Source organism: Kribbella aluminosa (assembly GCF_017876295.1).
Lineage (GTDB): Bacteria > Actinomycetota > Actinomycetes > Propionibacteriales > Kribbellaceae > Kribbella > Kribbella aluminosa.
Genome location: NZ_JAGINT010000002.1, coordinates 2,675,457 through 2,697,531, shown reverse-complemented (window position 1 = coordinate 2,697,531; position 22,075 = coordinate 2,675,457). Strand labels below are relative to the sequence as shown.

Annotated in this window: 18 protein-coding genes; 6 read left to right on the top strand and 12 right to left on the bottom strand. The window is 70.0% G+C overall.

Annotated elements, in window-relative coordinates:
- Positions 1-14 precede the first annotated feature (14 nt).
- The 4 genes from JOF29_RS34205 to JOF29_RS34190 form a co-directional block, all read right to left on the bottom strand.
- Entirely contained in the window at positions 15-1,550 is a 1,536-nt protein-coding gene (locus JOF29_RS34205; RefSeq protein ID WP_209698501.1) for a GMC family oxidoreductase, read from the bottom strand.
- Positions 1,543-3,033 (bottom strand): aldehyde dehydrogenase family protein, encoded by a 1,491-nt coding sequence (locus tag JOF29_RS34200; RefSeq protein ID WP_209698500.1) that lies wholly within the window; start codon positions 3,031-3,033, stop codon positions 1,543-1,545. Before JOF29_RS34200 ends, JOF29_RS34205 begins: the two co-directional genes overlap by 8 nt.
- Positions 3,030-4,454 carry a purine-cytosine permease family protein gene (locus JOF29_RS34195; RefSeq protein ID WP_209698499.1) on the bottom strand — a complete coding sequence of 475 codons (1,425 nt, stop codon included), beginning with the start codon at positions 4,452-4,454 and terminating at the stop codon, positions 3,030-3,032. Before JOF29_RS34195 ends, JOF29_RS34200 begins: the two co-directional genes overlap by 4 nt.
- A gap of 111 nt (positions 4,455-4,565) precedes the next feature.
- Entirely contained in the window at positions 4,566-5,177 is a 612-nt protein-coding gene (locus tag JOF29_RS34190) for a TetR/AcrR family transcriptional regulator (protein ID WP_209698498.1), read from the bottom strand.
- A gap of 134 nt (positions 5,178-5,311) precedes the next feature.
- Here JOF29_RS34190 and JOF29_RS34185 point away from each other — a divergent pair, with 134 nt between their 5' ends.
- From JOF29_RS34185 to JOF29_RS34175, 3 genes are read left to right on the top strand one after another with little or no spacing between them, the layout of a single operon-like run.
- Positions 5,312-6,958, top strand: coding sequence for an amidohydrolase (locus JOF29_RS34185; RefSeq protein ID WP_209698497.1), 1,647 nt, complete (start codon positions 5,312-5,314; stop codon positions 6,956-6,958).
- 13 nt (positions 6,959-6,971) lie between these two features.
- On the top strand, positions 6,972-8,501 hold the full coding sequence (locus JOF29_RS34180) for an APC family permease (RefSeq protein WP_209698496.1): 1,530 nt from the start codon (positions 6,972-6,974) through the stop codon (positions 8,499-8,501).
- Positions 8,498-10,453 carry a primary-amine oxidase gene (locus tag JOF29_RS34175; RefSeq protein ID WP_209698495.1) on the top strand — a complete coding sequence of 652 codons (1,956 nt, stop codon included), beginning with the start codon at positions 8,498-8,500 and terminating at the stop codon, positions 10,451-10,453. Before JOF29_RS34180 ends, JOF29_RS34175 begins: the two co-directional genes overlap by 4 nt.
- Here the strand turns inward: JOF29_RS34175 and JOF29_RS34170 are convergent, their stop codons facing one another.
- The 5 genes from JOF29_RS34170 to JOF29_RS34150 are packed head-to-tail and all read right to left on the bottom strand — an operon-like array spanning position 10,454 to position 15,048.
- Positions 10,454-11,848: an aspartate ammonia-lyase gene (locus JOF29_RS34170; protein WP_209698494.1), complete on the bottom strand. Its 1,395-nt coding sequence runs from the start codon at positions 11,846-11,848 to the stop codon at positions 10,454-10,456.
- The gene (locus JOF29_RS34165; RefSeq protein ID WP_209698493.1) at positions 11,845-12,972 is read right to left on the bottom strand and encodes a M20 family metallopeptidase; all 1,128 of its coding nucleotides are present in this window, start codon (positions 12,970-12,972) and stop codon (positions 11,845-11,847) included. Before JOF29_RS34165 ends, JOF29_RS34170 begins: the two co-directional genes overlap by 4 nt.
- Positions 12,965-13,633, bottom strand: a complete 669-nt coding sequence (locus tag JOF29_RS34160; RefSeq protein WP_209698492.1) for a DUF1028 domain-containing protein — start codon at positions 13,631-13,633, stop codon at positions 12,965-12,967. The genes JOF29_RS34165 and JOF29_RS34160 overlap by 8 nt, the downstream gene beginning before the upstream one ends.
- A complete protein-coding gene (locus tag JOF29_RS34155; protein WP_209698491.1) occupies positions 13,630-14,076 on the bottom strand; it encodes a RidA family protein in 447 nt (148 codons plus the stop codon). The genes JOF29_RS34160 and JOF29_RS34155 overlap by 4 nt, the downstream gene beginning before the upstream one ends.
- 42 nt (positions 14,077-14,118) lie before the next feature.
- Complete coding sequence (locus tag JOF29_RS34150; RefSeq protein WP_209698490.1) at positions 14,119-15,048, bottom strand: LysR family transcriptional regulator; 930 nt, start codon at positions 15,046-15,048, stop codon at positions 14,119-14,121.
- A gap of 124 nt (positions 15,049-15,172) precedes the next feature.
- Here JOF29_RS34150 and JOF29_RS34145 point away from each other — a divergent pair, with 124 nt between their 5' ends.
- Both JOF29_RS34145 and JOF29_RS34140 read left to right on the top strand, forming a co-directional pair.
- A complete protein-coding gene (locus JOF29_RS34145) occupies positions 15,173-16,426 on the top strand; it encodes a flavin-containing monooxygenase (protein WP_209698489.1) in 1,254 nt (417 codons plus the stop codon).
- 153 nt (positions 16,427-16,579) lie between these two features.
- Positions 16,580-17,305, top strand: coding sequence for a hypothetical protein (locus JOF29_RS34140; RefSeq protein WP_209698488.1), 726 nt, complete (start codon positions 16,580-16,582; stop codon positions 17,303-17,305).
- A 49-nt stretch (positions 17,306-17,354) separates the two neighbouring features.
- Here the strand turns inward: JOF29_RS34140 and JOF29_RS44905 are convergent, their stop codons facing one another.
- Complete coding sequence (locus JOF29_RS44905; RefSeq protein WP_209698487.1) at positions 17,355-17,987, bottom strand: TetR/AcrR family transcriptional regulator; 633 nt, start codon at positions 17,985-17,987, stop codon at positions 17,355-17,357.
- A gap of 87 nt (positions 17,988-18,074) precedes the next feature.
- Here JOF29_RS44905 and JOF29_RS34130 point away from each other — a divergent pair, with 87 nt between their 5' ends.
- Positions 18,075-18,992, top strand: coding sequence for an NADP-dependent oxidoreductase (locus JOF29_RS34130; protein WP_209698486.1), 918 nt, complete (start codon positions 18,075-18,077; stop codon positions 18,990-18,992).
- A 376-nt stretch (positions 18,993-19,368) separates the two neighbouring features.
- Here JOF29_RS34130 and JOF29_RS34125 read toward each other — a convergent pair whose 3' ends face one another.
- Both JOF29_RS34125 and JOF29_RS34120 read right to left on the bottom strand, forming a co-directional pair.
- Positions 19,369-19,767, bottom strand: coding sequence for a hypothetical protein (locus JOF29_RS34125; protein ID WP_209698485.1), 399 nt, complete (start codon positions 19,765-19,767; stop codon positions 19,369-19,371).
- Positions 19,767-22,040, bottom strand: a complete 2,274-nt coding sequence (locus JOF29_RS34120; protein WP_209698484.1) for a CehA/McbA family metallohydrolase — start codon at positions 22,038-22,040, stop codon at positions 19,767-19,769. Before JOF29_RS34120 ends, JOF29_RS34125 begins: the two co-directional genes overlap by 1 nt.
- Positions 22,041-22,075: the final 35 nt, after the last annotated feature.

Sequence of the window (22,075 nt, the reverse complement as noted above, 5' to 3'; positions counted from 1 at the left end):
CCTTGCCCCCGGGGTCAGGGCAAGAGGATCAGGGCGGCGGCGCGTTCGGCGACGAGCATGACTGTTACGACGGGGTTGACGGCGGTGAGGGTCGGGAAGACCGACGCGTCGGCCACTCGGAGACCCTGTACGCCGTTGACGCGGAGGTGCGGGTCCACGACGGCGGTGGGGTCGGAGGTGGGACCGATGTGGCAGGTGCCGCTGACGTGGTAGACGGTTTGGTGGACGGCGCGCTGGACGGTCGAGAGGTCGTTGCCTTCGACATCTTTTCCGGGGAAGACCTCGCGGGTGATCCAGGAGCGCATCGGTTCCTCCGCGGCGATCCGGCGGGCGAGCCGGACGCCCTCGAGCAGCATCTGTTCGTCGTAGCCGTCCTCGTCGGTGAAGGAGCGGTAGTCGATCGCGGGTGCCGCGTCGACGTCGGACGACTCGATCCAGACGCGGCCGCGGCTGCGCGGGCGGGCGACGTTCGGGGCGATGGCGACGATCCGCTCGGGGAGTGGGTCCTGAGCGTGGTCGGAGAGGTAGCGGTCGGCGTGGACGGCCCAGGGTTCGACCGGGAAGTGCATCATCACGTCGGGGCGGTTGTCCGGGCCGAGGCTCACCATGGCGCCCGCGTCCCAGCCGCTGGCGCGCACGTCCGGCGGCGTCGTCGCCGCCTCCCAGACGACCAATCCCTCGACGTGGTCCTGCAGGTTCTCCCCCACACCGGGCAGCTCGACACGAACCGGTACGCCGGCCGCCTCGAGCACCTCACGTGGACCGACACCCGACAGCTGGAGCAGGCGCGGCGAGTCGATCGCACCACAGCACAGGATGACCTCGCCGCGAGCGAGGATGTCGCGCTCGACGCCGTCGTTGTCGCGAACCCGCACCCCGATCGCCCGTTGCGAATCGTCGATCAGCACGCGGACGGCCCGGAGGCCGAGCAGGACGGCGGGGCCGGTTCCGGCGGCGCGGGCCGGGTGCAGGTAGTGGATGGACGTCGACGATCGCAGGTGCGTCTCCGGGGTGTAGCCCACCTCGAAGAAGCCCGTGCCGTTCGCCGAATCCTCCAGCCGGCCGTCGTTCCAGCGCTCCTGCTCCGGTACGCCGAGAGCCTTCGCGGCGCTGGTCACGACGTCGGCGACGTACGGGTTGCGGTCCGCCTCGGCGACCGGGTGGATCGGCGTCCGCAACCGGTCGTACAGCGGGAGCACCTCGTCCGGTCCCCAGCCGTCCGCGCCGAGCCGCACCCACTCCTCCAGGTCGCCGGCCAGCGGGCGCCACGCGATCATCGTGTTCGCGGTCGAACAGCCGCCGAGGATCCGCAGCCGCGCCATCCGGAGGTGCGAGTTGCCGCGCTCGTTGGGTTTCGAACGGTAGTCGAGGTCGTACTCGCCCTCGAGCATCTCGTCCCAGCGCCGCAGCTCGCGGGCCCGCGGCTCGGGCTCGTCGTCAGGTCCCCATTCGACGAGCGCCACGTCGCGGCCCGCCTCCGCGAGCCGGGTGGCGAGAAGTGCGCCCGCCGTGCCGCCGCCGACCACGACGTACTCGAAGGTCTCAGCCATAGTGGAACCAGGTCGTCTTGAGACCCGTGAACTTGTCGAGCGCGTGCAGCGACAGGTCGCGGCCGTAGCCGGAATGACCGAACCCGCCGAACGGCGTCGACACGTCCAGCGCGTCGACACAGTTCACCGACACCGTCCCCGCCCGCAGCCGGCGCGCCACGCGGTGCGCCCGGCGCAGGTCGTCGGTCCACAGCCCTGCTGCCAGCGCGTACGGCGTACCGTTCGCCACCGCGACGGCCTCGTCCTCGGTGCCGACGGTGTGCACGGTCAGCACCGGACCGAAGACCTCGGTCTGCGCGATCGACGCGTCCGGCGCGACCCCGGTGAGAACCTGCGGCCGGACGAAGCAGGTCGTCGGCGCACCGTCGACCACGCCGCCGCCGAACGCCTGGCCGGCCTCCTTGGCACCGCGCTCCATCAACGCCAGCACCCGCTGAGCCTGCCGCTCGCTGACCAACGGCCCCATCTGGGTCGCCGGGTCGAGCGGATCCCCGACCACGATCGCGGCGGCCCGCTCGACGACCCGGCCGATCAGCTCCTCCGCCACGCCCTGCTGTACGACGAGCCGCGACGTGGCCGAACACACCTGCCCCGAGTTCGTGAAGATGCCCGCGGCAACACCGTCGGCGACCGCGTCGAGGTCATGGACGTCGTCGAGTACGACGACCGCGCTCTTGCCGCCGGCCTCGAGCCACACCTGCTTCATGTTCGACTCACCGGCGTACGTCTGGAACAGCCGGCCGACCGCGGTCGAACCGGTGAACGTCACCGCGTCCACATCGTGATGCCGCCCGAGCGTGGCGCCGACAACAGGTCCGCTGCCGGGTACGACGGAAAGCACACCCTCCGGCAGACCCGCCTCGGCCGCAAGCTCGGCCAGCCGGAGTGCCGACAGCGGCGAATCCTCAGCCGGCTTGAGTACGACGCTGTTGCCGGCCGCGAGTGCCGGCGCAAGCTTCCACACGGCCATCTCGAGCGGATAGTTCCACGGTACGACGGCCGCGACCACGCCCAGCGGCTCGCGCGTCACCACCGCCAGGTCGGCACTCCCGGTCGGCGCGACCTCGCCGTACACCTTGTCGAGGCTTTCGGCGTACCACCGCAGGATGGCGGCCGAACCCGGGACGTCGATCGAGGTGGTGTCGACAATCCGCTTGCCGGCATCACGACAGTCGAGCAGCGCCAGCTGGTCGAGGTGCTCGACCACGAGGTCGGCCCAGCGGGTCAGTACGGCGGCCCGCTCCCGGGGATGCGCCGTCGACCAGTGACCGGCGTCGAAAGCGCGCCGGCCCGCGGCCACGGCGCGATCGGCGTCGTCGGCGTCACACTCGGCGACGTCGGCCAGGACGAGCCCCGTCGCCGGGTCGACCGTCGAGCGCGTGGCGCCGCGGAGCGCCGGGACCGGGCCGTCGATCCACGCCAGCGAAGGCGTCTCGAGCTTCGCCGCGAGGTCCCTCCAGTGCTCGTTGGTCCGATTGCTCATGCATGCTCCCCTTGGGTCGTGACCGGCTCGGCTGCGATCCGCTCGCGCGAACCCGTCGTCGCACGCACCCACACGTAGTAGACCGGGGCAATGATGGCAAGTCCAACGATCCACGAGACGTCCACGCCGCCGAGCGCCTTCGCGACCGGGCCGGTGTAGAGCGCGTTCGACAGGAACGGAACCTGCACCGCGATCCCGAGCAGGTAGCAGCCGACCGCCGGGACGTTGATCTTCCCGTAGACGCCGCCGCCCGGCTCGAACAGCGACGGGATGTCGTACTCACCGTGCCGGATCAGGTAGTAGTCGACCAGGTTGACGGCCGTCCACGGGATCAGCACGCAGAGCAGCAGGAGCATCAGGTTCTCGAAGTTCCCCAGGAAGTTGCCCTTGCCTGCCAGCGCGATGACGAGCGCGACCGCGAAGATCACGGTGCAGACCGCCGTCCGGGTGGTGGCACCCGGCTGCCACCGCGGCCTGAGGGTCTGGCCGATCGTCAGGCTGGACAGCGCCCCGCAGTACAGGTTCATCGCGTTGGTGGCGGCGATGCTGATCGCGAAGATCGCCAGCACGACGGCGCCGATGGCACCGCCCGCGGTGTGCACGCCGGTGACCGTGTCGGCGTCGGGCCAGGCCGCGCCGATGACCGAGCCGAGCAGCATCGGGAACAGCGAGCCGAGCACGCATCCGGCGTACGTCGCCCAGAACGCGGCGCGTACGCCCGTGTCCTTCGGCATGTAGCGGGTGTAGTCCGAGACGTACGGCGCGTACGCGATCTGCCACAGCGCGGCGAGCGACACCGTGCCCATGAAGCCCGACCAGCCGAAGCTGCCGCTCGACAGCGTCCCCGCCGGCAGCCCGACGACGGCGAACAGCATCACGAACGCGGCCACCAGCGCGAGACCCGCGAGCGCACTCAGTACGCCGGCCATCGCGTGGATCACCCGGTAGCCGTAGATCGCGCCGACCACGCCGAGCACACCGACCAGGACGATGCCCGGCGTCTCCCCGATCGAGGTCAGGTCGGCGAGCGCCTGGCCGCCGAGCACCATGTTCGACGCGAAGAACGCGGTGTACATGACCACGACGATCGTGACGACGAGCAGACTGCCGTACGACCCGAACTGGGCCCGCGTCTGCAGCATCTGCGGGACGCCCATCTGCGGACCCTGCGCGGCGTGCAGCGCCATCACGACGCCGCCGACCACGTTGCCGATCAGCAGGGCGACGACCGCGGCCCAGACCGGCAGGTGGTAGACGGCGGTCGCCAGTACGCCGGTCGCGACGGTGAGCAGCATGATGTTCGAGCCGAACCAGATCGTGAACAGCTGGGTCCAGCGCCCGTGCCGTTCGTCGACCGGGATGTGCTCGATGGTCCGGTGCTCGAGTGCCTCTCGGCGGGTGCTCTCGGATGTCGCGCTCATGGGTGCTCCTGGAACTCGGCGGTTCAGATCACCATCGACCGGGTGTGAGCCATCTGTCCATCACAGAAAATACGCGTCCTGGATCAGGAAAGTCGATGACTCCTGCCGAGTTCACACGGCGGTAACGAGCGAGCACCCGACCTCACGCTCCACGAGCGCCGTCACCAGCGCCCGAGCGCGCTCGACGCTCACAGCAGCATTGTGTCCCACCACGTGCAGCCCGACCGCGTCCTCCAGCGCGACCACCGTCTCGGCGATCTCTCGCGGTGAGCTCCGCAGGGCGAGTACGCCGCGCTCGGCGCCGCGGGCGAGGACGAGTTCGTAGAGCGAGACCTCCTGCGCCCAGAGTGAGCTCATGAGCGCTGCGTGCGCGGTACTCCGCGCAGCGTGCACGTGGAGCTGGTACAGCACCCGGAAGTGCAGGTCGTCGACGTCGTCCGGAGTACCCCGCCGGACCAGCTCGGCGAGTTGCAGCAGCGGGTCGTCCAGCCGGTCGATGGCCTCGCGGCGGGCGGAGTAGAAGCGGCGTACGGCGTCCGCGTGCACGTCGAGCACCAGCTCGTCGAGGTCGCGGTAGTAGTAGGTCACCAGGCCGGCGGACAGGCCCGCCTGCGCGGCGACGTCGCGGATGCGCAGGCCGGCGACGCCGGTCTCGGCGATCGCCCGCGCCGCCGCCCGGACGAGGTCGCCACGCCGCTCACGTTGATCCTTGGGACGCGCCACCCCGGAATTATCTATGACATGCATCAAAGAATCGAGTCTTCTGAAACATTGCCGAAACCTGAACTTTGCAGTGCGATGACAAGAACCTGATCAAATTCTTTGCGATCACCATCAAAGAACCGGAGGGAGAGGCGATGTCCACCGACCGGAGCGGCAGGTCCGCCGACATGGTGCTGCGCGGCGTCGTCCGCCCCGACGCGTACACCGCGCCGACCGACGCCGTCGCGGTTCGGGACGGCGTCGTCGTAGCCCTCGGTCGCAGGGCCTGCGACGCACTCGTCGGCCGGCGTACGGAGGTTGTCGACGGCCTCGACGGTGTTGTCACACCCGGATTCGTCGACGCCCACGTGCACCCCGTGATGGCCGGGCTGAACCGGCTGCGCTGTGACCTGGACGACCTGCACGGCCTCGACGACTACCGCCGCCGGATCACCGAGCACCAGCCGGGAGACGGCGAGTGGTTCCTCGGCTCGGGGTGGTACGGCGACGTGTTCCCCGGCGGCTTCCCCTCGGCCGCCGAGCTCGACCGGCTCGTCGGCGCGCGGCCCGCCGTACTGACGAGCCACGACGCGCACGGAGTGTGGGTCAACACCGCGGCGCTGCGGCGCGCGGGGATCGACGACGCGACTCCGGACCCGGCCGGCGGCCGCATCCACCGGGACGAGCACGGGCACGCCACCGGATTCCTCATGGAGTCGGCGGCCGACCTGGTCACCGGCCTCGTACCGAAGCCCGGCCGGGCGGAACTGGTCGCCGCCCTTCTGGAGGCGCAGCGGTACCTCCACTCGCTCGGGATCGTCGGCTGGCAGGACGCCGCCGTCGGCGAGATGCTCGGCGTACCGGATCTGTTTCCCGTGTACCGCGAGGCGGCCGAGTCGCAGCGCCTGACGGCCAAGGTCACCGGCGCGCTGTGGTGGGACCTCGACCAGGACCTCTCGCAGCTCGACCTGCTGCTGCAGCGCCGGGCGGAGTCCGAGGCCTGGCCGCACTTCCGGGCGAGCGCCGTGAAGATCATGCAGGACGGCGTCTGCGAGAACCTCACGGCCGCCGTCATCGACCACTACCACGGTCGTCCGGGCGAACGCGGCCTGAGCTTCGTGGATCCGGAGTTCCTCGGCCTGATCGCGAAGACGCTGACCGCCGAAGGGTTCGACCTGCATCTGCACGCCGTCGGCGACCGCGCGGTCCGCGAGTGCCTCGACGCCATCGAAGCGGCGGCGCCCCGGCGGCCGGACGCCCGTCATCAGCTCGCGCACCTCGATCTCATCGACCCGGCCGACGTACCGCGGCTGGCCGAGCTCGGGGTGATCGCCAACATCCAGCCGCTGTGGGCGCGGGAGGACCAGGTCCTCGTCGAGACCAAGCTGCCGTACCTGACCGACGCCCAGCGCCGGCACCACTTCGCGTTCGGCAGCCTGCACGCGGCCGGCGCGGAGCTGGCGATGGGGTCGGACTGGCCCGTCAGCAGCCCGAACCCGTTGTGGGGCATGCATGTCGCCGTGAACCGGACAGCTCCGGACGGCGACCCGCACGCCCAGGACGAACACGCCCGTACCGTTCCGCTCCTGCCGGACGAGGGAGTCGACGTGGCCACCGCCTTCCACGCCGCGACCGCCGGCGCCGCCCGCGCCTCGCGGCTGGACGGGACCGGAACCCTCCGGCCGGGCGCGCCCGCCGACCTGGTCGTCCTCGACCAGGACCCGTTCACCGTCAGCCCCGCGGAGCTGTCGTCCGTGACCGTACTCGCCACCTACGTCGACGGCACCCCCGTCCACCACTGACAGGAGGATCGCGATGTCCGCGACACCGACCGCTCTCGCCCAGGAGCAAGAGTCCAAGCTGCTCAAGACCCTGGGCCGGTTCGACCTGGTCTTCCTGCTGATCGCCGCGGTGGTCGGGCTCGAGACGCTCGGCCAGGTCTCGACGTACGGCGCCGAGGCGTTCACCTGGACCCTGGTACTCGCCGCGCTCTTCCTGATCCCGTACGGCCTGCTCTTCGCCGAGACCGGTGCCGCCTTCACCGAGGAGGGCGGCGCGTACACCTGGGTCCGCGATGCGTTCGGGCGCAAGGCCGGCGCGATCGCGGCGCTGCTGACGTGGGTCACCCAGCCGGTCTGGGTCGGCGGCTCGATGGCCTTCCTCGCCACCGAGGGCTGGAACGTCAACCTCACGAAGATCACCGGGGGGTCGACGGCCGACTACGTGTTCAAGCTCGTCTTCATCTGGCTCACCGTGCTGGCCGCGATCGTCAGCCTGCGGTACGGCAAATGGCTTCCGACCGTCGGCGCGATCCTGAAGGTGGCGCTGCTGGTCTTCTTCGTCGGCACCGCCGCGCTGTACGCCGCCAAGAACGGCGTCGCCGACCTCTCGATCCATGACTTCTCCCCCACACTGACCGGGCTGTTCGGCGCCACGCCGCTGCTGCTCTTCGCCTACCTCGGGTTCGAGTCGGGCAACAGTGCAGCCGGTGAGATGAAGAACCCCAGCCGCGACGTACCGTTCGGCATCCTGCGGTCCAGCGGCATCGCCGCACTGTGCTACCTGCTGCCGATCTTCTCGATCCTGCTGGTGGTTCCGAAGGACAAGATCACCGGTATCGGCGGGTTCTTCGACGCCACCGCGACCGTCTTCGGCGTGTACGGCGGCGCCGCGGACGTGATGCTGAAGATCCTGTCCGTCTGCCTCGTGTTCGTCCTGATGACGCAAGGGGCGGCGTGGATGATCATCTCGGACCGGATGCAGGCGATCGCGGCCGCGGACGGCGCGTTCTTCGGCGGCTTCTTCGGCATCTTCAACCGCCGGCTGAGCACACCGGTGCGGGTCAACTTCCTCTCCGGCACCGTGGCGACGGTCTTCATGCTCGTCGCGATGAAGGTGAGCGGCAGTGCCGGGGCGATCTTCGGGGTGGTGCTGACGATCGCGATCACCACGTTCCTGCTCTCGTACCTGCTCGTCATCCCCGCGGCGATCCGGCTGCGCAAGGTCGACCCGGACCGCCCTCGCCCGTTCCGGGTACCGCTCCCGGACCGCTGGTTCGCGGCGATGGGGTGGCTGTGCTTCGCGTGGATCCTGCTCGGTTCCTGGGTGGCGATCTTCCCGGGCACGCTCGAGCCGCTGTTCGGCATCGAGTACGGCTTCCACGACGTCTGGGGCGTCAGCCGCGGCACCTTCGAGATCTTCACGATCGGCACCCTCGTCGTACTGCTTGCCCTCGGCATCATCGGCTACCTCCGCGGTGCGCCGGTACGACGGGCCGTCACGCTCGACACGCCTGACCACACCAATCCTGACCACACCGATCACGACAGGAGCGGCGTCGCATGACCACCATCGCCAACCCGGACCGCCCGCGCACCACCGGCCCCACGCACCCGCTCGACCGGCTCAGCGCCGCGGAGATCGAGCACAACCGCAGCATCCTGGACGCGGCCGGCCTGGTCGGGCGGACGACCCGCTTCCCGCTGGTCCAGCTCGCCGAACCGGCCAAGGCGGACGTCCTCGCCTGGCAGCCCGGGCAGGCCTGGGACCGGCGCGTGTGCTCGGTGCTGCTCGAACGCGGCGCAGGCACGGTGACCGAGGTCGTCGTGTCCCTGACCGAGGACCGGGTCGTGTCCCGCCGGGAGGTCGATCTGGTCGGCGAGGGCCAGCCGCCGATCATGGGCGAGGAGTTCGATCTCGTCGAGCGGATCCTGTGGGCCGACGAGAAGTGGTGCGCGGCGATGGCCCGCCGCGGCCTCACGACACCCGAGCGGATCCGGATCTCCGCGCTCAGCGCCGGGCACTTCGACTTCCCCGGCGAGGACGGGCGCCGGCTGGTCCGCTGCCTGTCGTTCCTGCAGCTGGACGACGACGACAACGTCTGGGCACACCCCATCGACGGCGTCGTCGTGTACGTCGACCTCAACTCGGCCGAGGTCGTCGAGCTGCTCGACGCCGGCGACTTCGACGTACCGCTGGAGCGGGCCGACTTCGAGCGTGGCCCGGGTACGGTGCCCGAGAGGACGAGCCAGCGGCCGATCGTCATCACCCAGCCCGAGGGGCCGAGCTTCACCGTCGAGGGCGACCTGGTGCGCTGGGAGAACTGGGAGTTCCGGATCGGGTTCGACCAGGTCGAGGGACTGACCCTGCACCAGCTCGGCTTCCACGACCGGTCCCAGGGGCGCGTGCGCCCGATCGTCTACCGCGCCTCCGTCGCCGAGATGGTCGTGCCGTACGGCGACCCGTCGCCGGTGCGGTTCTGGCAGAACTACTTCGACGCCGGCGAGTACTCGCTCGGCAAGGAGGCGAACTCGCTCGCGCTCGGCTGCGACTGCCTCGGCGAGATCCACTACTTCGACGCCGTAGTCGCCGACGACGACGGACGGCCGCGGCGGATCGACAACGCCATCTGCATGCACGAGGAGGATTTCGGCGTGCTGTGGAAGCACACCGACTCCTACAACGGCACCAGCTCGACCCGGCGGCAGCGGCGGCTGGTGATCTCGTTCTTCATCACGGTCGGCAACTACGACTACGGCTTCTACTGGTACCTGTACCTGGACGGCACGATCGAGCTCGAGTGCAAGGCGACCGGTGTCGTCTTCGCATCCGCGTACCCCGGTGCCGGGTATCCGTGGGCCAGCGAGATCGCGCCCGGCGTCGGCGCGCCGTACCACCAGCATCTCTTCTCCGCGCGGCTCGACCTGATGATCGACGGCGTCGGCAACGCGGTCGATGAGGTGGACGCCGTACGGGTGCCGGTGTCCGGCGAGAACCCGTACGGCAACGCGTTCACCCGGCGCTCGACGCGGCTCCGGACCGAGGGCGAGGCGGCTCGGCTCGCGGACGGCGCGGTGGGACGGACCTGGCAACTGGTCAATCCGGAGGTGACGAACGCGCTCGGTCAGCCGGTCGGGTACACGCTGCATCCCGAAGGGCAGCCGACGTTGCTGGCCGACCCGTCGTCCTCGATCGCGCGGCGGGCCGCCTTCACCACCAAGCATCTGTGGGTGACCGCGCAGGACGACGACGAGCGCTACCCGTCAGGCCGATTCGTCAACCAGAGCAGAGGAAACACCGGGATCGACACCTGGACGAGGGCGGACCGCGACATCGACGGCACCGACATCGTCGTCTGGCACACGTTCGGCCTGACGCACTTCCCGCGCCCGGAGGACTGGCCGATCATGCCGGTCGACTACACCGGCTTCACCCTCAAACCGAGCGGCTTCTTCAACCAGAACCCAGCCCTCGACGCACCCCGCCCGACCAGCACTTCAGATGGTTGCTGCCACTGACTAGAGGTCTTGGAGGTTGGCGAGAACCTGCGGGCTGAGGAGCGTGTCCAGCTCCTCAGCCGTCAGGTCGCCGGTGGCCAGCGCCAGCGAGCGTACGTCGCCGGCCCCGGTGAGGACCGCCTTCGCGAGCTCGGCTGCTCGGGTGTAGCCGAGGTGAGGTGTGAGCGCCGTGACCAGCCCGACGTTGCGAGCGGCCGCGGCCGTGAGCGCGACCTCGTCGACCTTGATCCCGTCGACGCACAACCCGCGCAGCGAATCGAAGGCCGCAGCCGTCCAACTGAACCCCTGCAGGAGCCCGTGACAGATCACAGGCTCGAAGGCGTTGAGCTGCAGCTGCCCGCCCTCGGCAGCCATCGTGACCGTGACGTCCGTGCCGATCACCCAGAACGCGACCTGGTTGACCAGCTCCGGGATCACCGGGTTCACCTTGCCCGGCATGATGCTCGACCCCGCCTGGCGCGCCGGCAACTGCAGCTCCGCGAGTCCGGCCTGCGGCCCGGACGCCAGCAGCCGCAGGTCGTTGCAGATCTTCGACGCCTTGACCACGATCCGCTTCAGCACGCCCGACACCTGGACGAACGCGCCGGTGTCGCCGGTCGCCTCGACCAGATCAGCCGCGCCGGACAACGGCAGACCGGTGAGCTCCGCGAGGTGCGCGACCGCCCGCCGCCGGTACTCCGGATGCGCAGTGATCCCGGTACCGATCGCGGTCGCGCCGAGGTTGATCTCGCAGAGCAGTCCGCGCGAGTCCTGCAGCCGCGCCAGCTCCTCGCGCAACGTCACCGCGAACGCCCCGAGCTCCTGCCCGACAGTCATCGGTACGGCGTCCTGCAGCTGCGTCCGGCCGATCTTCGGTACGGCGCGGAACTCCGTGGCCTTCGCCGCGAACGTGTCCGCCAGGGCAGCCGTGGCCCCGGCGAGGCGGTCGATCGCCGTGATCAGCGCGAGCCGGACCGCCGTCGGGTAGACGTCGTTCGTCGACTGGCACCGGTTCACGTGGTCGAGCGGATGCACCTCGTCGTACGTCGCCCGCGGCAGTCCGAGGAGTTCCAGCGCACGGTTCGCGATGACCTCGTTGGCGTTCAGGTTCGTCGACGTACCGGCGCCGCCCTGGATGACGTCGACGACGAACTGGTCGTCGAGTATCCCGGCACGCACCTCCTCGGCAGCCGCGGCGATCGCGGTGTAGCGCCGGTCGTCGAGGAGGCCGAGGTCATGGTTCGCCCGGGCGGCGGCGAGCTTGACCGCGCCCAGGGCGGCGACGAGCTCGCGATGACTGCCGACCGTGGTGCCGCTGACCGCGAAGTTCGTCAGCGCCCGCGCGGTGTGCACGCCCCAGTACGCGGTCGCCGGGACCTCGTAGGGTCCGAGCGAGTCGGACTCGGTCCGCATCATCGCGCGGCCATGTCCAGCGCGGTCCACGCCACCGCGGTCGCGGCGTCGAGCAACGCCTTCTCGGCATCGCCGCCGACGCAGTGCGCGGCGAACTCCGGCTGGTGGTTCAGCGCCGGCAGCGCCCCGATACCGACGTACGGGTGGATGGCCGGTACGACCTGGGACACGTTGCCCATGTCGGTCGAGGCGCGGTTCATCCGGCGCGCCGGCGTACCCGGGTCGAACACGCGGCCCAGCGACTCGGCGTTCCGGACGTAGGCGCGCAGCGCGGGCTCGTACGTGCGGAACTCCGCGTACGGCTTGCTCTCCGGGGCGATGTCGAGCGTCGCCCCGGTGGCGAGGGCGCCGGCCTCGAAGCAGCGCCGTACCTTCTCCTCCGTCTCGGCGAGCTGCGCGAGCGACTCGGCGCGCACGTACCAACGCCCCTCCGTGCGGGCCGGGATCGCGTTCGGGGCCTCTCCGCCGTTGGTCATCACGCCGTGCACCCGCACCGTCGACGGAAGCTGCTGACGGAGCAGGCCCATCGCGACCTGGGCGATCGTGAAGGCGTCGGCCGCGTTGACGCCTTGTTCCGGGTAGGCCGCGGCGTGCGCGGCCTTGCCCTGGTACGTGATGTGCGAGTGCGACACCGCGAACGGCTCGGCCTCGGCGACGTCCACCGGCGCCGGGTGCACCATCATCGCCAGGTCCAGTCCGGCGAAGGCACCGCGGTCGAGCAGCTCGATCTTGCCGCCACCCCCCTCCTCGGCGGGCGTGCCGTACACCTCGATCGTGAGGCCGGCCGCGTCGGCCAGCGGCGCAAGCGCACGAGCCGCACCGACCGTGATCGCCGAGATCAGGTTGTGCCCGCAGGCATGCCCGAGGCCTGGTAGCGCGTCGTACTCGGCGCAAAGACCGAGCCGGAACGGCCCGCTGCCAAAGGTTGCGAGGAACGCCGTCTCGAGTCCGAGGTACTGCGAGGTCACGGTGAAGCCGGCCTCGTCCAGCGCCTCGGCGACCCAGCGCGCCGAGCGGTGCTCCTGCCAGGCGGTCTCGGGATGTGCGTGCAGCTGCTCGGAGAGCCGGATCAACCGCTCGGCGTCGGCCGCGACCGTCCGTGGGACGAGCTGCCTGGCGTCACTCATCGCCGGGAACGCCGTACGACGGCGCCGCCGCCGGGTTGAGCCCACGGGTGACGTAGTCGTCGCGCTGCGGAAGCCAGAGGTCGAGCAGCGCGCGCAGCTCCTGGACCGGCTCGTCGCTCCAGTCGACCCGCAGATCGGTCTCGCGCCACGGCACCCGCCGTACGACGGAAAGCCCTGCGGAGTGGACGGGACCGGCTTCGCCGCCGGCCGCCAGTCCTGCTTCCAATGCGCGGACGAGGCGCTCCTCCAGCTCACCGGTCGAGGTCTCGAACGCCTCGACGATCGCGTCCACGACCTCCGGCCCGGCGAGCATGTTGCCGGCAGCAACCACCTGGGCTCCGACCCGGTCGTGGTGGACGCCGAGCGCCTGGTCACCGGAGTACGCCGCGCCCACTCCGTCCAGGGCGAGCACGGTCAGCTGGCGGTGCTCGATCAGCTCACGGTCGCGTACGACGTTCGCGAGCGCCGTCCGCGGATCGGCGCCGCCGGCGAGTTGGTCGAGCAACTCGGTACCGAGCCGGGGATCGGTGACGTTCTGCGACGACGCTCCCCCGACGCCCGCACGCAGGTGGATGCACCGGGCCGCGACGGCCGGGCTGGACGACGTGACCGCGATGCCGACGGCGCCGTTCCCGTCGGTGCCCAGGACCGAGAACGTCACCGCCCGCCCTCCGGGATCACGGCGATCGCGTCGACCTCGACCAGCCACTCCGGGCGGGCCAGCGCGGAGACCACGATGCCGGTCGAGATCGGGTGCACGCCCTTCGTCCAGCGGCCGATCGTGCGGTACACCGTCTCCCGGTAGCGCGGGTCGACGATGTAGATCGTCAGCTTGACCAGGTGCTCCAGCCGCGCCCCGGCCTCCCGCAGCAGCAGGTCGATGTTCGCCATCGCCCGCTCGGTCTGGGCCTCGACGTCACCGACACCGACCGACTCGCTGGTGTCCAGGTCCTGCCCGATCTGCCCGCGGACGTAGACTGTGTTGCCGGCCACCACGGCCTGGCAGAGATCGTTGTCGAGGTTCTGCTCGGGGTAGGTGTCGCGGGTGTTGAACGGACGGATCCGGGTGTGGCCGCCGACGACGATCGGCTCTGCGTGCGTCATACCACCGAGCCTAGAAAGCCCGGCGGGTGCTGTCGAGACGATCTATTTGGCCCCGAACATCGACGCAATCGATCCACGCTCGACGAGGTCGCCGATCAGCTCCTCGACCGCGGCCACCCGCCGGGTCGGACGGACACCGGTCGCCTTGATCAGTACGACGTCCAGCGCCGGTGCGTCGTGCGCGATGTCGACGGCGACCACCTCGCGCGCGTCGGCCCGGCCGAGGTCGCGTGGGCGGGCGTTCAGCACCGTGTACGCCAGGCCGCGGGCCACCAGCGCCCGGCAGGTCTCCGCACTCGTGGAGCGGAAGCGGGGCGTCGGGTTCAGGCCGACCGCGCGGAACATCCCGGTGAAGTAGTCCCGGCTGTACGGCAGATCCAGCAGCGCCAGCGGTTCGTCCGCCAGCTCGGCCAGCTTGACCTTCTTCCGCCGGGCGAGCCGGTGCGTGCGCGGCAGCAGGACGTACGGCGGCAACGTGTACAGCGAGGTGACCTCCACCCGCGGATCGGCGGTGATGTCGTACCCGACCGCGATCTCGAACCGGCCGCTCGCCACCCCCTCGACCAGCTCGGCCAGGTCGACCTCGCTCGTGTTCACCGCCAGACCGGGCAGCCGCTCGGCAGCCTCCGCGAGCAGCTCCGGGAGCAGATAGGGCGCCAGTACGCCGAAGCAGGCGAGGTGCAGCGTCCCGCCCACCTCGTCGCCGAGGCCGCGCGCCTCGTCCGCGAGCTCCGCCGCCTGCCGCAGTAGCAGCCGGCTCGCCGCCAGCAGTTGCTCGCCCGCCGACGTCAGCGTGACCCCGCGCGCGTGGTGCCGCAGCAGCAGCTGCACGTTGAGCGCCCGCTCCAGCTCGACCAGTGCCGTGGACAGCGCGGACTGCGACAGGTGGATCGACTGCGCAGCGGCGGTCACGCTGCCCGCCTCCGCCACGGCAACGAAGTACTCCAGCTGCCTGAGGGTGTACTGGGCCATGACCCAGTTTAGATCTTGCATCGATCGAGCGGAACTAGAACGCCAGGAAGATCTGTTGGACACGGGGATTGCCGGACGCTGAGGATTCAAGGGCGAACGATGCTGTCTCGGACTGGAGGTTGGGATGTCGAACCTGGAGGTGGAGGTCGTCGTCGTGGGCGCGGGCCAAGCCGGCGTCGCGATGAGCGAGCACCTGGGCAACCTCGGCGTACCGCATCTGGTCCTGGAACGGGACCGGGTCGCCGAACGCTGGCGGACCGCGCGCTGGGACTCCCTGGTCGCGAACGGGCCCGCCTGGCACGATCGGTTCCCCGGGCTGGAGTTCTTCGACCTGGACCCCGACGGCTTCGCCGGGAAGGACGAGGTCGCCGACTACTTCGTCGCGTACGCCGAGAAGATCTCCGCGCCGATCCGGACCGGTGTCGAGGTCACGTCGGTCCGCAGGCACGACGGCCGTCCCGGTTTCCGCGTGGAGACCTCGGACGGCACCGTCGACACCCGCTTCGTCGTCGCCGCGACCGGGCCGTTCCAGCGGCCGGTCATTCCCCCGATCGTCCCGGCCAACGCAGGCCCGGTGCAGCTGCATTCCAACGCGTACCGCAATCCCGGCGAGCTGCCCGCGGGCGCCGTACTCGTGGTCGGAGCCGGTTCGTCCGGCGTCCAGATCGCCGACGAGCTCCGCCGGTCCGGGCGGCAGGTGTACCTCTCGGTCGGCCCGCACGACCGGCCGCCGCGCAGCTACCGCGGCCGCGACTTCTGCTGGTGGCTCGGGGTCCTCGGCCTCTGGGACCTGGAGACACCACCGGCCGGCGCCGAGCACGTCACGATCGCGGTCAGCGGCGCGAACGGCGGCCACACCGTCGACTTCCGCGCGTTGGCCGCCTCGGGCATCCAGCTGGCCGGCATGACCGCGTCGTACGACAACGGCGTACTGCGGTTCGCGAACGACCTCGGCGAGAACATCGCCCGCGGCGACGCGAACTACCTTGCCCTGCTCGACCAGGCCGACGCGTACGTCGAACGCAACGGCCTGGACCTCCCCGAGGAACCCGCGGCCCGCGCCCTCGGCCCCGACCCCGAGTCCGTCACCGACCCGCTCCTCGAACTCGACCTGGGCGGCATCAGCTGCATCCTCTGGGCCACCGGCTACGCCACCGACTACACGTGGCTCCAGGTCGACGCCTTCGACGAATCGGGCCGCCCCCGCCAGCGCCGCGGCGTCTCCACCGAACCCGGCGTCTACTTCGTCGGCCTCCCCTGGCTCTCCCGCCGCGGCTCCAGCTTCATCTGGGGCGTCTGGCACGACGCCAAGTACATCGCCGACCACATCGCAACCCAGCGGAATTACCTCACCTACAAAACCCGCTGGAACAGCTAGCGTCCTGGCCCCGGGGCATTGCTGTCCGGCGGCGTCGGGCTGACCAGGACCCGGCTTTGAGAACCCACCAACCACATCGCGTGGGTAAAAGTGGTTGGTGGGTTCTCAAGGTTGCCCGGGGCCGCAGGGACGCTCGTCAGGTAGCGTCGGCGCATGGGTGCTGGCGGTTCTGGGGACGTTCTGGTGGTGACCGGTATGCCGCTGTCCGCCGGTGCCAGAGCCGAGCTGAGTGAACTGCTCGGCGAGGGGTACGTCGTGGTGGACATCAGGACGGCGCCGTCGACCGCGAACATCCTGCTCACGCCGGTGGTGAGTGGGCAGTTGCTCGGGAGCCTGCGGCAGAAGTTTCCGCAGGCCCGGATCCTCTTCACCGAGTTGCACGACGACGGGCACGGGATCAGCTTCCCGGGGCCGCTGGCCCGGATCATGTCGCACGGGCCGGACGGGTACTACGTCGCCCATGCGCTGGACGCACTCGCGCCGGCCATCCAGACCGAGTCCAGGCTCCAGCTGTCCGGGAGCTCGAGACAGAATCCGCCACGTTTCGCTCTCCCCGCGCACAACGACGATCCACCTGCACCTGAAGCCGTGGACAACACGATCATCTGGGTCGACCGCACACCAGGCTCCACCCCACCCTCAGGCCGCTGGCTGGATCCGGAGCCGATCGACGGCGTGATCACCGAACTGCTGGGCATTCCGAACCCGCGCGACGACATCCTCTGGGCAGCCTTGACTGCCGAGTGTGCCATCAGACTGCTCACCGTCACCGGCGAAACCGTACTGGTCGACGTCGGAAACCTCGGCCCCGCGGTGGCCGCCGAACTCCAGATCCGAGTCACCAGCGAAGGCATCAACCACCTCTCATGGCCGCCGTGACCTACGAGCCGCACCACCAGCCAGGGTGAAGGCCTCTACCGAGAGATCTTCACTTGGTGAGGAACGAGCGAATGTGGTCGAGGGCCATGTCGAGGGCGGTTTCCATCGGTGTGATGTCGTGCTGGGTCTCGGCGAGGAGGTAGCCGCCCTGCAGTGCGGCCATCAGGCCGACGGCCAGTTTGCCGGGGTCGGCGGATTCGCTGAGGGCGCCGCTGGTCTGCATTCGGCGAAGGCCGGCGGCGATCAGGCCGGTCCACTCCGCGAAGGTCTCGGCCAGTGTCGCGCGGGCTTCGTCGTCCTGGTCGGACAGCTCGCTTGCCATGGAGCCGAGGGCGCAGCCGTACGCACCGTTCTGCAGGGCGTTACGTTGGACCAAAGCGTCCCGCCAGCGCAGCAGTCCGCGGAACGAACGCAGCCGCTCCAGGTAGCCCTGCTCGCGTTCGAGGACCTGACCGGCCCGCAGTGAGACGACCGCTCGGACTAATTGGTCCTTGTCGGCGAAGTGCTGGTAGAGCTGGGACTTGCTGGTACCGCTCGCCGCGCGGACATCGTCGAGGGTGGTGGCGTTGACGCCGCGGACGTACATCAGGTCCGCGGCCGCGCCGACGATGCGCGCCCGGGTCGCGATGCCGCGCGACGTCAGGCGGCGAGGCTGGGCGTCCGCCGCGGTTCCTCGAGTCACGACGCCAACGGTACCGCCCCCGGCGGTTGCCGACCGTACGACGCCGTAATACTCTGGACGAAATAGTCCAATCTTGGGAGGTTCCTGATGAAGGCGATCGTGGTGACGGACCAGGCTGCGGGAACGGCCGGGATGACGCTGGCCGAGCGCCCTGAGCCGCCGGCGGCGATCAACGACGTCATCGTGGAGGTTCATGCGTCGGGGTACGTCCCGACCGAGTTGGAGTGGCCGTCGACCTGGACCGATCGCGCCGACCGGGACCGGGCGCCGTCGATCCCCGGCCACGAACTGGCCGGAGTGGTCACCGCCCTCGGCTACGGCACGACTGGGCTCGCGGTGGGCCAGCGGGTGTTCGGGCTGACCGACTGGCATCGGGACGGCACGCTGGCCGAGTACGTGGCCGTCGAGGCCCGTAACCTCGCGCCACTGCCGGGCGACGTCGACTTCACGGTGGGCGCGAGCCTGCCGATCTCAGGGCTGACCGCATGGCAAGGGCTGTTCGACCTAGGGCGTCTGCGCGGGGGGCAGACCGTGCTCGCGCACGGCGCGGCCGGGGCGGTCGGGACGATGGTGACGCAGCTCGCCCGCGAGGCCGGCGCCTACGTCATCGGCACCGGACGCGCCGCCGATCGGCAGCAGGCGCTCGACTTCGGCGCGCAGGAGTTCGTTGACCTCGGCAACGACGTACTGGAGGACGTCGGCGGCGTCGACCTGGTGTTCGACGTCATCGGCGGCGACATCCAGAAGCGGTCCGCGGCACTGATCCGCCCCGGCGGAATCCTGATCTCCGTCGTCGGCCCGGTCGAGGCACGCCCCGCCGACGGCCTCGCGATCGACTTCGTCGTCGAGGCCGACCGCACCCAACTGACCGAACTCGCCCAACGCATCCGCGACGGCCGCCTGCGCACCAACATCGGCACGCTGGCGACCCTCGACGACGCCGTCGCCACCTTCAACTCAACCGAACGCACCAAGGGAAAGACGATCATCCGCGTTCGCTCATGAGGACGGCAACTCAATCGCGCACACCAGCAGAGAACCCCCACCACCGGTGGATAACCCCTCAGATCGCCGGTGGTTCGGCACCCTTGGCACCCTTGGCCACCTGGGCGGCCGACCTTCCACGGATCTGAGCTTGGACTGCAGAGGTGGGCCCGCCTCAGCCGCCCAGCCGGCCGAATCGCCGTAATCCAAGGGGTTGACCTCTCACATCGTTCCTTCGCCCACCGCATGCCAGGGGCGAAGGAACCATCTCAGAGGCCAACCCCTGAGATGGTGCCCACATGAAGTGGAACCGGACCACTCACTTCACCGCCAAGGTCCTACCATCCACGGATTCAGGCTGACTCTCTCTTCTTTCCCGGCTCTTTCCTACTCTTTCTCAGGCGAGTGGGAGGAGTGCCCGGTGGGATCGGAGGATCAGGTGCAGGGAGCTGTGGAGGGCGAGCCCGCCGAGCGAGCCCAACGCACGGAAGCGCAGCGTGACGTCGACAACCGTCGGTACGTCGAACCGCACCCGGAGGCTGCCGTCCTGAGTCGGCTGGCCGGTGAGCTCGTGCACCGGCAGGTCCAGCTCGACGCCCGGGACCGGGTCGCTCTCGATCACCAGCTGACCGGTCACGTACCCGGTGTTGACGATCGGGAACTCGATCGTGTGCCACTCACCGGCGGCCAGGCTCGGCACCCGGTTGCCGGTCCGGGCGACGTTCACCCGGGCCTCCGGATTGATCACCACCGAGATCGCCGCGGTCGTCTCGACCGGATCGCAGCAGCCCGCCATCAGTCCACCTCGCATTCGTCGCGCCGGGTCAGGTAGGCGGCCTGGGCCTCGTCGTACGCCGACCGTGCCGCGTCGCGTTCGCCGTCGCGGATGAAGCCCGACTTCGCCTTCCACAGCGCGTCGACCGAGTCGTGCAACCACTGCGCGCTGCGCCGCGACGCCCGGATCGGCTGCCCGGCGATCTCGACGAAGACCGGCTGGGTGTGGACGCTGCGCAGGATCCGCACCGCGACCCAGGACGACCGCTCCAGGTCCAGGTCGAACTCCAGCGGCTGCTCGTTGCCGTCAGCAACGAGCTCCCGGGAGTCGACCGGTACGCCGTTCACCAGCACCTCGACGAGAACGTTGCGGGTCTGCCCGATCCGCGACCGCTCGAGGTGCCAGCCGACCGGCGCGGAGTACACCGGCTGACCCGCAGCCGGTGGCGCCGGCGGCAGTTCCGGCAGCCAGGCCGCGACCGTGGCCGTCACCTTCACCGGTCCCGGGGCCTCGACGCCGACCTCACGCCCAGCGGAGCCGTTGACCGCGAAGTCGTAGACATGGCTGCGGCCGTCCCCGAAGTACGACGCCCTGTCCTTCAACCCGCCGAGCCACGTCTCCAGGGCCTGCGGGCCTTGCGGCGGCTCGGGGAGTTGGACGTACGTGCGCCCGACGCCCGGGCCGTCGTCGTAGATGCACGGGTAGTCGGTCTCGCCGAGCATCAACGTGCGGTAGCCGACGTTCAGCAGGTGGTACCAGATGTTCAGCTCGGCCGCCGGCGCGAACTCGGCCCCGCACTGGAAGTCGGCCGCCCCCAGCGGCACGTCGACGACGATCTCGTTGGACCCGATCGACTGGAACCCCGGTACGACGTAGTTCGGCAGCTCGTCGGTGTCGACCGCGAGCCCGAGGCCGCAGTGCGCGTATCCGACCAGCGCGTTCTGCGCGTGCCCCCAACGCATCACCGGGAGGTTCCACGACGGCCAGTCCTCGATCAGCTTGGTCCCCGGGTAGTCCTGGTCGGTGAGCCCGAGCAGGATGACGTGCCCCGAGTGGCTGGACGGGAACCCCGACACCTCGAGGTCGTACCGCAGCAGGCTCTGGCCGTCGCGGTCGGTGTCCTGCGGGTCCCACGTCATCCCCTGCGCCTGCTGCATCGCCGGGTACTCGAGCTCGGCGCGCGGGCTGATCGACGAGCCGCTGAAGAACTGCTTCTGGTGGTAGTAGCACGGTCCCCAGGTGAGCACGCTGCCCATCCACAGACCCTCGCCGCGGACGTGCCGGATCATCGTCTCCGGTGTGACACCCTCGGACGGGACGTTGTAGTGCGAGCAGCCGCCGGCGTGGATGTGCGGGTCGCCCGAGTAGTACCCATGCGCGGCCGGATCGGCCCAGCGGTCGAGCTCGATCGTCAGCGACTCGGTGTCCGCCGCCACGTCGACCTCGACGTACACCTCGCGGTACTCCGGGCCGCGCCGCGCGGCGATCTCGTACCGCCCGGCCGGGAGCGTGAGCACCTCGCCGGTCGCCCGGTACACGTGATCGTGGAAGAACATGTCCGGCGCCAGCCGCATCGCCTTCGACGGGTACGCGCGGCGCTGGGCGTCGCGGACGGTCAGCGCCGCCACGCTGCTGCTGCCGTCGGGCTCTCGGACGTCGAGGCGGAGGTCGCGGGCGGGCGCGCACTCGAAGTCGTACTTCGCGGCGTACGGGCGGGTCTCGAACCCCATCCGCTGCCAGGCCTTCTGTATCGGCGGACGGGTGATGCTGTCGAACGCCTCCTCGACGGCCAGCACGAACGAGAGCTGACCGCCGTGCGTGCCACCGTCGCGGCTGTACAGGCTGATCACCTTGTACTCGACGTCCACGCCGGACACATCCGTCGGACCGGCGAGTTTCACCTCCAGCCGGCTGTTCTCGATCCGCGGTACGACGGTCAGCGTGTCCGGCATCGCGACCCGCGCCGAATGGCTGTGGAAATCGACGTTCCCGAGCACGTGGTTCGACGGCGCGGACAGGTCGCCGAGCAGCCCGTGCGGGTTCGCGACCCGGACCAGGAAGCTCCGCCAGCCGTGCTGCACGAGCCGCGGCGGCGCGGCCCCCGGCGTACTGGCGGTCAGTCCTTGCTCGTCGATCTCGGTCTCGACAATCACGTACGGGCGGAGCAGTTCGTCGACCTGTGCGGCGTCGGTCGCGGCGGCCAGCCGGCCGGTCAGGTCGTCGGGTAGTGGTTCACCGATGTCACGAAGTTTCTCAACGGCTCGAGTCGCGGATGCCAGCAACGGCTGGAACACAGGGCCTCCTCGTCGTGGACCAACCATCGAGACTA

Coding starts and splice junctions, on each gene's coding strand:
- JOF29_RS34205 (WP_209698501.1), bottom strand. CDS start 1,550: ATGGCTGAGACCTTCGAGTACGTCGTGGTCGGCGGCGGCACGGCGGGC.
- JOF29_RS34200 (WP_209698500.1), bottom strand. CDS start 3,033: ATGAGCAATCGGACCAACGAGCACTGGAGGGACCTCGCGGCGAAGCTC.
- JOF29_RS34195 (WP_209698499.1), bottom strand. CDS start 4,454: ATGAGCGCGACATCCGAGAGCACCCGCCGAGAGGCACTCGAGCACCGG.
- JOF29_RS34185 (WP_209698497.1), top strand. CDS start 5,312: ATGTCCACCGACCGGAGCGGCAGGTCCGCCGACATGGTGCTGCGCGGC.
- JOF29_RS34180 (WP_209698496.1), top strand. CDS start 6,972: ATGTCCGCGACACCGACCGCTCTCGCCCAGGAGCAAGAGTCCAAGCTG.
- JOF29_RS34175 (WP_209698495.1), top strand. CDS start 8,498: ATGACCACCATCGCCAACCCGGACCGCCCGCGCACCACCGGCCCCACG.
- JOF29_RS34170 (WP_209698494.1), bottom strand. CDS start 11,848: ATGATGCGGACCGAGTCCGACTCGCTCGGACCCTACGAGGTCCCGGCG.
- JOF29_RS34165 (WP_209698493.1), bottom strand. CDS start 12,972: ATGAGTGACGCCAGGCAGCTCGTCCCACGGACGGTCGCGGCCGACGCC.
- JOF29_RS34155 (WP_209698491.1), bottom strand. CDS start 14,076: ATGACGCACGCAGAGCCGATCGTCGTCGGCGGCCACACCCGGATCCGT.
- JOF29_RS34150 (WP_209698490.1), bottom strand. CDS start 15,048: ATGGCCCAGTACACCCTCAGGCAGCTGGAGTACTTCGTTGCCGTGGCG.
- JOF29_RS34145 (WP_209698489.1), top strand. CDS start 15,173: ATGTCGAACCTGGAGGTGGAGGTCGTCGTCGTGGGCGCGGGCCAAGCC.
- JOF29_RS34140 (WP_209698488.1), top strand. CDS start 16,580: ATGGGTGCTGGCGGTTCTGGGGACGTTCTGGTGGTGACCGGTATGCCG.
- JOF29_RS34130 (WP_209698486.1), top strand. CDS start 18,075: ATGAAGGCGATCGTGGTGACGGACCAGGCTGCGGGAACGGCCGGGATG.
- JOF29_RS34125 (WP_209698485.1), bottom strand. CDS start 19,767: ATGGCGGGCTGCTGCGATCCGGTCGAGACGACCGCGGCGATCTCGGTG.